Origin of the sequence: Cumulibacter soli, from assembly GCF_004382795.1 — a bacterium.
GTDB lineage: Bacteria > Actinomycetota > Actinomycetes > Mycobacteriales > Antricoccaceae > Cumulibacter > Cumulibacter soli.
The window spans coordinates 570,580-584,232 of sequence record NZ_SMSG01000001.1 but is presented as its reverse complement, the minus strand read 5'-3'; the positions used below and the strand labels follow the sequence as shown (position 1 = coordinate 584,232).

10 protein-coding genes are annotated in these 13,653 nt (G+C 65.3%); 4 read left to right on the top strand and 6 right to left on the bottom strand.

Annotation, left to right across the window (positions count from 1 at the left end; all coding sequences use genetic code 11):
• Nucleotides 1–208: 208 nt before the first annotated feature.
• Together E1H16_RS02800 and E1H16_RS02795 are read right to left on the bottom strand one after the other, a co-directional pair.
• Nucleotides 209–1,006: an alpha/beta fold hydrolase gene (locus E1H16_RS02800; RefSeq protein WP_134322146.1), complete on the bottom strand. Its 798-nt coding sequence runs from the start codon at nucleotides 1,004–1,006 to the stop codon at nucleotides 209–211.
• Between the two features lie 224 nt (nucleotides 1,007–1,230).
• Entirely contained in the window at nucleotides 1,231–3,609 is a 2,379-nt protein-coding gene (locus tag E1H16_RS02795) for a DEAD/DEAH box helicase (protein ID WP_243837590.1), read from the bottom strand.
• 194 nt (nucleotides 3,610–3,803) lie between these two features.
• On the opposite strand from E1H16_RS02795, the gene E1H16_RS02790 reads away from it, so the two are divergent.
• Together E1H16_RS02790 and topA are read left to right on the top strand one after the other, a co-directional pair.
• Nucleotides 3,804–4,379: a hypothetical protein gene (locus E1H16_RS02790; protein ID WP_134322145.1), complete on the top strand. Its 576-nt coding sequence runs from the start codon at nucleotides 3,804–3,806 to the stop codon at nucleotides 4,377–4,379.
• Between the two features lie 139 nt (nucleotides 4,380–4,518).
• A complete protein-coding gene (gene topA, locus E1H16_RS02785) occupies nucleotides 4,519–7,425 on the top strand; it encodes a type I DNA topoisomerase (RefSeq protein ID WP_424948520.1) in 2,907 nt (968 codons plus the stop codon).
• 561 nt (nucleotides 7,426–7,986) lie between these two features.
• Here topA and E1H16_RS02780 read toward each other — a convergent pair.
• Nucleotides 7,987–9,042, bottom strand: coding sequence for a sulfurtransferase (locus E1H16_RS02780; RefSeq protein WP_134322143.1), 1,056 nt, complete (start codon nucleotides 9,040–9,042; stop codon nucleotides 7,987–7,989).
• A gap of 41 nt (nucleotides 9,043–9,083) precedes the next feature.
• On the opposite strand from E1H16_RS02780, the gene E1H16_RS02775 reads away from it, so the two are divergent.
• The gene (locus E1H16_RS02775; RefSeq protein WP_134322142.1) at nucleotides 9,084–9,785 is read left to right on the top strand and encodes a DUF998 domain-containing protein; all 702 of its coding nucleotides are present in this window, start codon (nucleotides 9,084–9,086) and stop codon (nucleotides 9,783–9,785) included.
• A gap of 35 nt (nucleotides 9,786–9,820) precedes the next feature.
• On the opposite strand, the gene E1H16_RS02770 is transcribed toward E1H16_RS02775, so the two are convergent.
• The 3 genes from E1H16_RS02770 to E1H16_RS02760 all read right to left on the bottom strand — a co-directional run bounded on the left by E1H16_RS02770 (nucleotide 9,821) and on the right by E1H16_RS02760 (nucleotide 12,382).
• A complete protein-coding gene (locus E1H16_RS02770) occupies nucleotides 9,821–10,486 on the bottom strand; it encodes an NAD(P)H-binding protein (protein WP_134322141.1) in 666 nt (221 codons plus the stop codon).
• Nucleotides 10,487–10,553: 67 nt separating this feature from the next.
• Nucleotides 10,554–11,411: an exodeoxyribonuclease III gene (locus E1H16_RS02765; protein WP_134322140.1), complete on the bottom strand. Its 858-nt coding sequence runs from the start codon at nucleotides 11,409–11,411 to the stop codon at nucleotides 10,554–10,556.
• A gap of 92 nt (nucleotides 11,412–11,503) precedes the next feature.
• On the bottom strand, nucleotides 11,504–12,382 hold the full coding sequence (locus tag E1H16_RS02760; RefSeq protein WP_134322139.1) for a LysR family transcriptional regulator: 879 nt from the start codon (nucleotides 12,380–12,382) through the stop codon (nucleotides 11,504–11,506).
• Between the two features lie 71 nt (nucleotides 12,383–12,453).
• Between E1H16_RS02760 and E1H16_RS02755 the strand changes: the two genes are divergently transcribed.
• Nucleotides 12,454–13,476, top strand: a complete 1,023-nt coding sequence (locus E1H16_RS02755) for a YeiH family protein (protein ID WP_208378810.1) — start codon at nucleotides 12,454–12,456, stop codon at nucleotides 13,474–13,476.
• Nucleotides 13,477–13,653: the final 177 nt, after the last annotated feature.

Sequence of the window (13,653 nt, the reverse complement as noted above, 5' to 3'; positions counted from 1 at the left end):
TCAGCGGTGACCTGTCCCCGGAAGTTGGGCGGGCACCGTCGTTACCGAGTGGACCTCCTGTACGGGATCGTCGCTGCCACCCTCCTGTCGAGGCTCAGCGACGAGACCGGCCTATGCGCGACGCGGGCCTCACATGAAGCGATGGGTCGCGCCTCGCGGAGGACCGGCCCGTGCGCGCGAAGGCGGGTCCAAGCGCCCAGCGATCGGCTCAGGTGAGGCCTGCGGTCAAGAAGTCAATTCCCGCGTCTTTGAACTGGCGAGCGCCTGGAGCGTTGAAATGGTGGCGGCCGGGAATCTCGACGAACGCTCCGTTGGGAAGCAGAGATGCGAGGTGCTTGGCGTCTTCGAAGATGGAGTCGACGGTGCCTGCAGCGACGAGAGTCGGTTGTCGCGGCGCGTCGCCCATGTCGGGGTTCTCGTCACCGAAACGCATTCCCCCGGCGAGTGCAACAAGCGCGCGAAGGTCGTTGTCGGGCACACGTTCGGCGAGTCGTACGTAATTCTGCGTCGCTGGATCCGTTACTGGTGTTCCATCGGCGATGTACGCGTTTGCCTGCTCGAGGTCGAGTCGTCCGAGCGGGCGTCCGTCAGGAATCCCGCCTAGTACGGCGCGCTCGACTCGGCCTTGTAGTTCGGTTGATACGTGCCAGCCGACCCGCGCGCCGAGTGAGTACCCGAGGTAGCGAACCGGATCGACGAGATAGACGTCGAGAACCGCTTCGACGTCCGCGATCAGCGCGGGCATCGTGTAGGCCTCGGCGTCGTACGGTTTATCGCTCAGGCCGTGCCCGCGTTGGTCGACGCCCATCACGCGGAGGCCGGACCGAACGAGCCGCGATACCCACCCTGTGTTGACCCAGTTGTCGCGGCAGTTCGACGCGAAGCCATGTACCGCCATCACTGTGGGCGCATCTTCGTCACCCCAGGTGTACGTCGCGATTCGCAGACCTTCCTGCGACATCACGTACTTCGGCTGCGGCATCTCGGGGAACAGAGGGAACGACATGATGTCATCCTGCGCGTACCGCGGTGAGGTATGTACACGCGGGGTGCGCTCCCGAGTGACTCGCGACTTCGTTCTCATGAACTTATGACGCTTCTATCTGACCACGTGAGGATCGAACGTGACCCCGCGACTGTGTCCGCGTGATCTCGCGGCAATCGCCCACGGTCGAGGCCATCATCCCGTCGAGCAGATCAACCCGCCGAGCGATCAACCCGTCGAGCGGTTCAGCCCGTCGAACGGATCAACCGTGGAGTCGACTCGACGGTGAACGCGGCCGGATCGACCTGACGCAGCGCATCGAGGACACCACGCAGTACGGCAATGGCCCCGTCTTTGCTCAACGGATCGTTCCCGTTGCCGCATTTCGGAGACTGTATGCAGCTGGGGCATCCGGAGCGGCATTCGCACGCCTCGATCGCCTGCAGCGTCGCGCCGAGCCACTGCGGCGCGCGCATGAACCCCTGAGCGGCGAACCCCGCGCCGCCGGCGTGTCCGTCGTACACGAACACGCTGGGACGCAAGGTGTCTGGATGCATAGCGGTCGACACACCGCCGATATCGGATCGATCGCAGGTCGCGATCAACGGCAGTATGCCGATCGAGGCATGTTCGGCGGCATGCAGCGCCCCAGGAAGGATCGCTGAAACATCGCCGACTGGCCCCAGCGATGCGACCGCCTCCTCGGACAGAGTCCACAGCACCGCTCGGGTGCGCAGGTGATGTACCGGCAGGTCGAGCACAGTCTGATCCAACACTTCGTTTGTCGACGTTTTCCGCCTCTGAAAGGAGACCACCTGATTTGAGACCTCGACATCCACCAGATGCAGGTCGACCGGGCCCGCGCTCACCGACCGGACGACTTCCAGAAGCCGGATATCACTGTGATCCTGTGAGTACGTCGAGTACGGCGGATTCTCCGGATGCATCAACGCGACATGCTCGTCCAAGTCCAGTTCGTCGACGATCCAAGTATCTCCGCGATGCAAATACACCGCACCCGGGTGCACGGTGCCGTCGGCCGCCGCTGAATCGATGGTGCCCACCATTGCGCCGGACGCGGCGTCCACGAGCGCGACAGTGGCACCGGCACCACGGATATCGACCAGCGGGCGGTCCAACGCGTTATAGAACCATCCGGTCGGACGACGCCGCAGCACGTGATCACTTTCCAGTTGTGCAAGCACTTCGCGCGCGACCTCGCCGCCGAACAGTTCGTCGGTTTCGGCGCGGGTAATGGGCAACTCGTACGCCGCACACGCAAGTTGCGGCGCGAGGACGTGCGGATTGGTGGGGTCCAGCACCGTGGCCTCAACCGGCCGATCAAACAAGGCCTCCGGATGGTGCACCAGATACGTGTCCAATGGCTCGTCGCGCGCGATAAACACCGCCAACGCCTCGTTTGCGCGTCGACCCGCTCGGCCTACCTGCTGCCAGATCGATGCGATCGTTCCCGGGAAGCCCGCAACGATTACCGCGTCCAGACCCGCCACATCTATTCCGAGTTCCAATGCGGTCGTCGCCGCCGCGCCCAGCAGTTCGCCACTCGACAGGGCGGCTTCCAGTGCCCGCCGCTCCGAGGGCAGGTAGCCCGAGCGGTACGCCGCCACCCGGTCGGTCAGCTCCGTTGCGCCGGCATCACGTAGATGTTGTCGCGCGGTGAGCGTTACGATCTCGGCTGCCCGTCGGGACCGTACGAAGACCAGCGTGCGGCGTCCGGTGATCACCAGGTCGGCCAGCAACCGTGCCGCTTCTGCGGTGGCGCTGCGCCGGATTGGCGCGCCGCGCTCACCGGTTAACTCGGTCAGCGGTGGTTCCCACAGCGCGAATGTCCGTCCGCCCGTTGGTGCCGTGCTCTCAGTTACCGCTAGGCAGTCGATACCGACCAGTTGCGAAGCCGTCTCAGCGGGATTGCGCGACGTAGCCGACGCGAGCACGAAGGTCGGGTACGCGCCGTACTTCGCGCAGATGCGGCGTAACCGACGCAGCACATGCGCGGTGTGGGAGCCGAACAGGCCCCGGTAGATATGACATTCGTCGATCACGACGTACCGCAGCCGCCGGAAGAACATCTGCCATTGACTGTGTCGCAGCAACACCGAGCGGCTGAGCATGTCCGGGTTGGTGAAGATCCAACGCGCGTGCTCGCGCACCCAGTCCCGCTCGTCCGGAACCAGATCACCGTCGTACGCCGAGGCCCGGATCCCGCTCGCGCCGCCAGGATCGATATCCAACTCGTCGATCGCCCGCAGTTGATCGTGCGCGAGTGCTTTCGTCGGTGAGATGTACAGCGCTCTGGCGCGTCGATCGTTCAGCAGCGCGCACAGCACGGGCAACTGATACCCCAACGACTTACCGGTTGCCGTACCGGTCGCCAGCACCACCGATTGCCCTCGCCACGCGTGCTCGGCCGCTTCGATCTGATGCTGCCACGGTTGCTGTACGCCGAGCGCGCCGTACGCGGTGCGGACGTCGGGGCGGACCCACGACGGCCAATCGCTGTTCGCGCCGGGGTGCGCCGGTAACGGCTCGATGTGCGTGATCGGCGAGTCGTCAGCCGCCGTCACCGAAGCCAGAAAAGGTCCGGTCCACTCGTTCGTACGCACCCACTCAGGGTGCCACGACCCGGCGACACCTCCGCCGATGCTGCGCAAAACGCAGTCTGTGCGAGGCGTCGACCGCCATACATCGACAAAGACGCTCCTGGACTGCGTCTTCAGCGGTCTGTGGGGTCGAACTCACTAGCCACCTGCCCGCGAGCCGACCGGAGCTGTCGGCATGGCCAACTACGCTTGGTGGCGTGCCAGGTCAGCTCCCACTCTTCGAGTCCGACGGTGCCGAGTTGTCCGTCGACGACCTCGACGGAGTGTTGCTGGGCACCGGCCATGTCGTGCGCCGGGACGGCCAAGCTCGGGTGTCGGTCCTCGTGGATGAGGTATGGCGGGCAGAGGCGCTCTGCGCCGAATTCGACGCGCGCGGCCTCGACACGACCTACGAAATCAATCGCGACGAGGGTTCGGCGTTGCTGGTTCGCTCGGCTCTCACCGATCGCCTGAACCCGATCGCGGACCGCTGGCAACTCGGTCGCCGCCGCACCGGAAGAACGATCAAACTCACAGGTGCCGCGCTACGGCTCTGGGTACTGTGCGCGGGGCGCCGGACCGAGGCCGGCTACCTGCTCGGGCTCGCGCCGTCAGAGGAAATTCGCTGGGCGCCGGCCGGTGCGGCGCTCGCCGAGGTAGGCCTCACCGCAACCCTGGTCGGCCCGCGCGGAGGGGGCCCGGCCTATCGAGTGACCTCGGCCAAACGACTCGCGCGACTGGCCGCGCTGACCGGGCCGCGCCCCGATATGGCCCCGGAATATGTCTGGCCATAACAGCGCAGAACGCTTAACATTCGCCCACGGCGTCCAGGCTCCGGGAACCTGCGTGACGTGGCGCTCGTTGCGCCAGGCGCACGCAGAGTGCACCCTATAGCCAGCGAAACACGCTCACATATAAAGAAGAAGCGGGGAGATCTCTATTTCCACGACATCCGCAACCAGCACCGACCTCGACGAATCCGAGGAGCTGGCGGACACACCAGCGGCCAACGGCGGCCGCAAACTCGTCATCGTCGAGTCGCCCAAAAAGGCGCAGATGATCTCGGGGTACCTCGGATCCCAGTACGACGTCGAAGCCAGCTTCGGCCACGTCCGTGATCTACCCAGCAAGCGCAACCCGCTTCCGGAGAAGCTCAAGTCGCTTCCGCACGCCCGCCTGGGCGTCGACACCGACAACGACTTCACCCCGATCTATACAGTCGGCCCGGACAAAAAGGCGCAGGTCGCCAAGCTGAAAAACCTGTTGAAGCAGGCCGACACCCTGTACCTCGCCACGGATGAGGACCGCGAAGGCGAGGCCATCGCGTGGCACCTGATCGAGTTGCTGAAGCCGAAGGTTCCCGTGCACCGCATGGTGTTCCACGAGATCACCCCGCAGGCGATCCGTGAGGCGATCGAGAACACCCGCGAACTGAACTACGACATGGTCGAGGCGCAGGAGACCCGCCGCATCTTGGACCGGCTCTACGGCTACGAAGTCTCACCGGTGCTGTGGCGCAAGGTTGGCCAGGGGCTGTCTGCCGGCCGGGTGCAATCCGTAGCCACTCGGATCGTGGTCGAGCGCGAGCGCCTTCGGATGAAGTTCAAAGCCGCCGACTATTGGTCCGTATCCGGCGTATTCGGCACCGGCCTGAAGCCCGAAGACCCCAGTGAACCGACCTCATTCAAGGCGACACTGCAGTCGGTGGACGACGTTCGCGTGGCGATTGGGCGTGACTTCAACCCAGACACCGGGCTCGCTCGCACCGACGTACTGCACCTCGATGAGGCCGGTGCGCGGGGCCTGATCGCACGCCTCGACGGCGCAGATTTCAAGATTGCTCGCGTCGATGAGAAGCCGTACCGTCGCCGCCCTGCGGCGCCGTTCATGACCTCGACCCTGCAGCAGGAGGCAGGCCGCAAGTTGCGCTGGACCTCGCAGCAGACCATGCGTACCGCCCAGCGGCTGTACGAAAACGGCTTCATCACGTACATGCGTACCGACTCGACCACGCTTTCGGACACGGCGCTGAGCGCCGCCCGAACTCAGGCGCGCGAGTTGTACGGCGACGCATACGTTCCGACCGAGCCGCGGCGCTACCAGCGCAAGGTGAAGAACGCGCAGGAGGCACACGAGGCAATCCGGCCGGCCGGCGACGAATTCCGTACGCCGGGCCAGGTCGCGCGCTCGATGTCCTCGGATGAGTTCAGGCTGTACGAACTGATCTGGATGCGCACGATCGCTTCCCAGATGGCCGATGCTGTCGGGCAGACGGTGTCGATCCGGCTCACCGGCACGTCCTCCAGTGGTGAGACGGCCGAGTTCGGTGCGAGTGGTACGACAATTACCTTCCCGGGGTTCCTGCGCGCGTACGTCGAAGGTCGTGACGATGAGCAGGCCGGAGGTGACGACGAAGAGCGTCGGATGCCGCGCGTCGAGCGCGGTCAGCAGGTGAGTGGGGAGTCGTTCGACGCCAAGGGCCACACGACGACACCGCCGTCTCGCTATACCGAGCCCACGCTGGTCCAGGCGCTGGAAGAACTCGGAATCGGTCGTCCGGCGACGTACGCCGCGATTATTCAGACGATTCAGGATCGCGGATATGTATGGAAAAGGGGCTCCGCGCTGGTGCCGTCCTTCACCGCATTCGCTGTCGTGGGGCTGATGGAGAAACACTTCACCCGACTGATCGACTACCAGTTCACCGCTGAGGTTGAGGAGGATCTGGACCGCATCGCCGAGGGCGCCCGTAGCCGGGTCGACTGGCTCACCCGTTTCTACTTCGGCGGCGACGGCGGTAATACCGCCGGAATCGGCGCGATCGGCGGCCTGAAGAAACTCGTCGCCGATAACCTCGGCGAAATTGACGCCCGCGGTATCAACTCCATCCCGGTCGGCGAGGACGTCGTCGTCCGCGTCGGACGTTATGGTCCGTACCTGCAGAAGGGTGGACCGGACTCCGAGCAGCGCGCTTCCTTGCCCGACAACCTGGCGCCGGATGAATTGACGCCCGAGAAGATCGAAGAACTCCTATCGGCCCCGTCGGGAGATCGGGAACTCGGCACGGATCCCGAGTCGGGTTTCCCCGTCGTGGCGAAGTCGGGACGCTACGGACCATACGTCTCCACCGTGCCGCCAGAAGACTCGAAGACCCCGGCGCGGACAGCCTCACTGTTTAAGTCGATGTCACTCGAGGAGATCACGATCGACGATGCGCTGCGGCTGTTGCAGTTGCCGCGCAGCGTCGGCGCGGACGCCGAAGGCAACGAGATCCTTGCGCTGAACGGCCGCTACGGCCCGTACATCAAGAAGGGCACGGACACTCGATCAATCGAGTCCGAAGAACAGTTGCTCACCCTCACGTTGGAGGAGGCGCTGGCGATCCTGGCGCAGCCGAAACAGCGGGGCCGCGCAGCCGCAAAGCCGCCGCTGAAGGAACTGGGTGAGGATCCGGCCAGCGGTAAGAAGATGATCGTCAAGGACGGTCGTTTCGGGCCGTACGTCACCGATGGCGAGTACAACGCTTCGCTGCGCAAAGACGACTCGGTCGAGGAACTCACGGATGAGCGGGCCGCGGAGTTACTCGCGGACCGGCGCGCTCGCGGACCGGCCAAAAAAGCCAAGAAGACGACGAAGAAGGCAGCCGCAAAGAAAACGACTGCGAAGAAGACGGCTGCTAAGAAAACGACGGCCAAGAAGACGACTGCGGCTAAGAAGACGGCCGCGAAGAAAACTACGGCTAAGACGGCGACCGTGAAGAAAACTACGGCTAAGACGGCGACCGTGAAGAAGGCGGCGGCGAAGAAGACAGCTGCGAAGAAGACTGCTCCGTCCGACTAGCGAGTGGTAACTCCCGCGCTGATGTCCGTGGATGGGTAGGGACGTCGGCGTCCCACGGGTCCCACGGCGTCTCGCGGCGTCCCGCGGCGTCCGGTGGCGTCTCGAGGCGCGACCGCGCTACGCGCAAGTATCCGTGGATGGGTGCGGAGGTCGGCGTCCATCGGCGGCGGGGTTGTCGCGCGAACGTGGGATTCGCGTATCGACAGTGGGGAACTTTCCCCGCGCTCGGTACCGACCCCAGCGCTCCGTGTCGATCCTGCGCTCGACACGGACGAGCGCTCGATGCCGATTCCCGCGCTCGTCGGTTCCTCCTAGTGGCGTCGGCGGTGGGGTTGTCGCTCGGAAGTAGGTTTCGCGTATCGACAGTGGGGAACTTTCCCCGCGCTCGGTGCCGATGGCGGCTCGCGCAGCCGACCCCGCGGCCCGCTCGCGCGGCTTATCCCAGTGTCCGCGGCCGATCCCCGCGTTCGCCGATCTGTCGCGTGTCTGCGGGATCTACCCGCTCGCGAGGGGATACCCGCCCGCGAGGTCGGTATCGGCCTCGAGAGCGGGGCCGCGGAACTAGTCGGTTTCCATGGGGCAGGCTGGGTCCGTGGACCACTCGAGCAGTGAGTTGTCATACACGGACCAGTGATCATTCCCGATGAGCGCGAGCGCGAAGGCATCCACGGTCGCGGCGATCCCGCCGCCGCAGTAGGTGATGACTGGTGTATCGGTGCCGACTCCTTGTTCGGCGAACCTGGCGCGGATCGTCTCCACAGGAGCAAAGGCGCGGCCGTCATCGGTCAGGATGGACGCCGTCGGCACGCTGACGCTTCCTGGGATCCGGCCCGGTCGGCCGTAGTGAGCACCGCCCGTCCCGGCGTACTGCTCGGCCGACAGCGCGTTTACGATCACGGTCCCATCAGCGGCGGCGGCGACATCCGCCTTGCCCGCGTACCGAGACTGATCCGGCGATGCCGAGTACGTCGAGGGTGGTCGCTGCGGGAGGTCCACCGAAACTACCGATGTCCGATCGCCGAGTGCGGCAGTCCCCGTAGCAATCGCACCGAGCGCGGAAGTGAGGCCGGCGCCCGCCGACTCATCGGTGCCGCCTGCTGACGCGCTCGTCTCGGAACCACCAGTTGGCTGGCTGTCGCTGGACGTTGATTCGCCTGGCCCGGACGTCTCGACGGGGTACCCGGCATCGGTCCACGCCTGCAGACCGCCGTTGAGGATCGATACCCGCTCATGCCCCATCGCCCGCAGCACATACCAGGCGCGAGTGGCGACCATCAGTTGCCCTGTCGTGTACAGCACGATGTGGTCGCCAGCTTGAATCGCGAGCGAGCCGAGTAGCTGCTCGATCTGCCCGCTGCCGGGCAGGGTATACGGGAATTCACCGTCCGGATCAGACAGGTCTTCGACCATGTCCACGTGATCGGCGCCGGGAATATGACCACGATCGAAATCGGGCCGACCGGAGGAAATCTTCGACGGTCCGACCGGCTGCGGGACCATGTGCGTCGTGCAGTCCAGGACTTTCACAGAGTCGAGGTGCTCGTTCAGCCAGGCGGCCGACACCAGTAGTGGGAATGATTCCGTCATCTCGTAACCGCCATTCGTCGCCGCGCGCATAATCTAGATGGTCATCTGAGCCGATGATATGAGGAATCACGATGACCCTGACCGACGCGACGAGTGGGCTGGCACTGTCAGACGGTGACAGGAACCCGACACCTACCGCCGACCGGGTCACCGGCGTAGTCGGCCTGATTGGCGTGATGGCGGCAGCGGTGCTGTGCGCCTGGCTGGATCTCGTCGTGGGTGAAGGGATCCATGGCAGCACCATCTCCGGGTACGTCTTCACGCATCCCATCACGTTCACCACGGCGGTGATCGCGCTCATCATCGGCTCGATCGCAGTGCTCATGGGGATGTTACGTCGCGGCATGACGAGCATCAGGCATACCGGTGCCTGGCTGATGATTCTGTGGATCATCGGAATGGCCATGGTGGCGGTGTTCCCGAAGCACAATTGGTCCGTCGGCCCGTCGCTCAGCGGCCACCTGCATCGAGCGGGTAGCCTCATCGCGTTCTTCGCGCTGCCACTGGCGGTGGCGCTGTTGGTGCGGGGGGCGCGCCGACGCGGGATGGGCTGGGTCGCGCACGCGGCGCTAGGTTTCGCCGTCGCGGCGTACGCCTATCTGGGCTATCTCGGTGTGCAGATCATGATCGCCGAGCGGGACGGCGTGCCCTGGTATCGCGCCGTTCCACTCGGGTTGAGCGAGCGGGTGCTGCTGGTACTGGAGGTGCTGGCGTTGGCGATGCTCGCGTTCGGCCTGTCGCGGCGGCGCCTGATCACGCCACCGCACCGCTAGCCGAGCGCCTCGGCGATCGGTGTAGTGCCGGACTGCTACGCGAGTGCGTCGGCGATCGGCTTGTCACCGCCATTGCAGCGCAGCGTCACACTGTTCAGATCGCCTCGGTCGACGACTTCAGCGATCAATCGGGCTACCGTCGCGCGCGGAATCTGGCCTGCAGCCACAGAGCCGCTGGCCTCGGCGCCGGTGGACGGATCCAGTTCGATACCGCCCTCACTCTCGAGAGTGAGCCCCGAGGGGGCCAGGATCACCCAATCGGCGACGCTGTCGCGGATCGCTTCGTCAACGATCGACTTCGCTTCGGCGTACGCGTAGAAGCCGTTGTCTGCTGGCACACCGTGCGTGCGAGTCGAGCCGAAGTAGGAGACCATGATGAACCGTGCTCCGGACCGGACGACGGCGTCCAACACGCGCAGCGCCGCGTCCTGATCAACGGCTTTGGTACGCGCAGGATTTCCACCGCCGGCACCTGCGGACCACACCACCACGTCGTAACCGGCGACCATTTCGTCGACCTGTGGTGGTTGATCGAGCATTTCGATGTCGGCCACCCTCGCCCTAGCGCCAGTGGATTCGACATCCGATACATGATCGCGATTACGAACTACGGCCGTCGTATCGTGCCCGCCAGCGACGAGCATCGGCTCTGTGAGTAGTGCGATTTTCCCGTGTCCACCAATAACCAGTACTTTCGCCATATCCCGAACCTACCCGCCTCGTGCGCCCGCCGCCGGGGGCCTTCGGGTCACGAGCGGCCCTGGCCGCTTAGCTGAAGGTGACCGTCAGGGGTGCGTGATCGCTCCACCGTTCGGCGTACGTCGGGGCCCGTCCGACGAGCGCTGAGTCGGCCCGTTCGGCGAGCCGTCGGGTCGCGAGCTGATAATCAATTCGCCAACCCGAGTCGTTATCGAACGCTTTACCGCGCCAGGACCACCAGGTGTACGGGCCCGGCCCGTCTCCGCCGAACTTGCGACCGAGGTCGACCCAGTCGCCGTCGTGAGAAATCGGTGATGGGTCGGCCGCGTCGCGGTCCCAGCCGTGTCCGAGCCACTCGTCGAAGTAGGCCCGCTCCTGCGGAAGGAACCCCGACTTCTTGACGTTGCCTTTCCAGTTCTTGATGTCCACATCGCGGTGCGCCACGTTCAGGTCGCCGGTGATCAACGCTTCGCCCTCGTCGGCAGCAGATCGTGCCGCGAATTCGGCGAAACGCTGCTTCATCGCGTCCATGAATCGCATCTTCTCGACCTGTTTATCGGTGTCGGCCTCGCCGGTGTGCACGTACGCCGACACCACGGTCAGTACGCCATGTTGCGGTGACGGCAGGTCGACCTCGATCCAGCGTCCGTCGGTGGTGAAGTCGTCGAGTCCGACCCGAAGGGCGTCCGGCTCAACGCGAGATAACACAGCTACACCGGCCCGCCCGGCGGCGTCCGAGACGGCGTGCGCCCGGTGCCACCCTTCGAATGCGGTGCCGGCTAATGCGGCGTCCAGATGCGCATCCGATCCGCGGACCTCCTGCATCGTGATGACGTCCGGTTCGGCGGCGGTGAGCCACTCGATCCCGCCGCGGCGTACGGCGGCACGGATGCCGTTGACGTTGACTGTGGTGATGGTGTAGGCCAAGACAAATCTCCTCCGCCTGGCGAGTGCGCGTGTACCAGGCGCAGGTCATGGTAGTTGCGCCGCGTGCGGCGAGCCCGGACCGGGGGCAGCGCTCAGTGTGGCTGCGCGGCGATCTGGATCAACCGATCACGTACCAGATCATTGGCGGCGGCCTCCGGCGGCACCAGCGCACGCAGCGCACGGCGCAGGTCGATATTCCGCAACGGCACGTGCACCAGGCGGCCATCGGCTATTTCGGCGCCGACCGCCAACCGAGACAGCACCGCATGACCGGCGCCGGACATGACGGCGAGTTTCACTTCGGAGTTGCTGGCGCGTTCGATCGCCTGCGGGCTGAGGCGTCCGATCGCGCGTTCGAGGGTGTCGCGGGTGCCCGAGCCGACTTCGCGGGTGATTAACCGCAGTGTTAGTAGGTCCTCGGCGCTTAAGGTCGTCGACGGCGTACCGGCGGGCCCAACGAGAACGAGTTCGTCCTCGCCGACGTTGATCGAGTGCAGATCATCGGGCGTGCGGGGGCTCTCGACGAAGCCGAGGTCTGCTTCGCGGCGGCGCAGTCGCGCGATGACCTCCGCGGAATTGCCGACATGCAACCGGATCTTCGCCTCCGGCTGGTCCGCGCGCAGCACCGATAGCCACCGTGGCACCAAGAACTCGGCCACGGTTTGACTGGCCGCCAGGCGTAGCCGCGAGCGGCCGCGCTGCCGCAACGCCTCCACGCCGCGGGTCAAATCATCCATCGCCCGCAGCACCTCCGTCGCCCACTCGGCAACCACTCGGCCGTCATCGGTGAGCCGGCTGCCGGCAGGTGTACGCCGCAGCAAGGTGACGCCTAGGTGTCGCTCAAGCGCCGCGATGCGGGTGCTCGCGGTCGGCTGGCTGATCTGTTCGGCGCGGGCTGCCGCGCCAATCGATCCAAGATCGACCACCGACATGAACAGCCGCAGCGCCTCAGGATCAGGCGGGCGGGTCATAGTCAAATCCTATGGCCCGCATTCTGAGTTCGGTGGTACCGGCTCGCGAGGAAAGCAACCAGACTGGCCCCGTGACTGTTACTGCGACCCGAGGCCAAAACGCCCTGACATGGACCAAGTCCGTCTTACCCGGACTGCTGATGGCGGGCGCCGGTGCCGGCATCGGATACCTGGTGCACGCGTGGTTGCCCGGTGTACAGCCAGGAACGATTGCGGTCGCTCTCGGTGCATTGTGCGTGAATCTGCGGATGGTGCCGGACGCCGCAGGCAGTGGTCTGACGTTCGCCAGTAAGAAGCTGTTGCGGGTGGCTGTCGTCCTGCTCGGGTTTGCGCTGTCGCTGCGCCAAGTCGCCGAACTCGGTGGTCCGGGCCTACTCGTCGTCCTCATCACCGTGACTATCGCGTTCTTCGGGACGATAGCGCTGGCACGTGTGCTGCGGGTGCGCCGCGCGACCGGATTGCTGGTCGCCACCGGGTTCTCGATCTGCGGAGCGTCAGCCATCGCGGCGATGGAGCCGCTCGCGAAAGGGAAGAAGGATGACACCGCCGTCTCGGTCGCGCTGGTCACCTTGTGCGGCTCGCTCGCCATCATCGTTCTGCCGCTACTGAGCCGCCCACTGGGACTCACCGATCCGCTCACGTTCGGTCAGTGGGTCGGCGCGTCGGTACACGACGTAGGGCAGGTCGTCGCGACAGGTAACGCCGTCCCAGGCAGCCTCGAATCCGCGGTCGTCGTGAAGCTGACCCGGGTAATCCTGCTCGCGCCGTTGGTCTTCGGCGTTGGTCTCTATCTGAGCCAGCGGCGCCACGCTGAGACGTCCCCGAGCCGGAAACGCCCGGCGTTGATCCCGTTGTTCGTAGCCTGCTTTATCGGCGCGATCCTGCTGAACTCGATCTTCACGTTCCCTGAGACGCTGCTGGACATCGCCGGTACCGCGCAGGAGATCTTGCTCGCCGTCGCGTTGTTCGCGCTCGGCACCGGGATCAGCTGGCGGGTGATGCGCCGCGCCGGGGGGCGTCCGCTGTTGCTTGGTTTGTTGTCCTGGGTCCTCGTTGCGGGGGTGGCGTACTGCGGAGTCGTGCTGATCACCTGAGGGATCGATGGCCCGACCACTGGGTAGTCATCAACGCCAGCCAGCGTTGGTGACCTGCTCGTGCCCACCGCCGAGTAGTGGGCAGTGCCGGGGACTCGATTGTCCTGGCAACCAGGTCGTGCTGGCCACCGTCCGGTGCCGATTGCCGGGCGGTGCTGGCGACCCGGTCGTGCTGGT

Excerpts from the sequence above, each read along its gene's own strand:
- E1H16_RS02800 (WP_134322146.1), bottom strand. The coding sequence starts at position 1,006 with ATGTCGTTCCCTCTGTTCCCCGAGATGCCGCAGCCGAAGTACGTGATG.
- E1H16_RS02780 (WP_134322143.1), bottom strand. The coding sequence starts at position 9,042 with ATGCGCGCGGCGACGAATGGCGGTTACGAGATGACGGAATCATTCCCA.
- E1H16_RS02775 (WP_134322142.1), top strand. The coding sequence starts at position 9,084 with ATGACCCTGACCGACGCGACGAGTGGGCTGGCACTGTCAGACGGTGAC.
- E1H16_RS02770 (WP_134322141.1), bottom strand. The coding sequence starts at position 10,486 with ATGGCGAAAGTACTGGTTATTGGTGGACACGGGAAAATCGCACTACTC.
- E1H16_RS02760 (WP_134322139.1), bottom strand. The coding sequence starts at position 12,382 with ATGACCCGCCCGCCTGATCCTGAGGCGCTGCGGCTGTTCATGTCGGTG.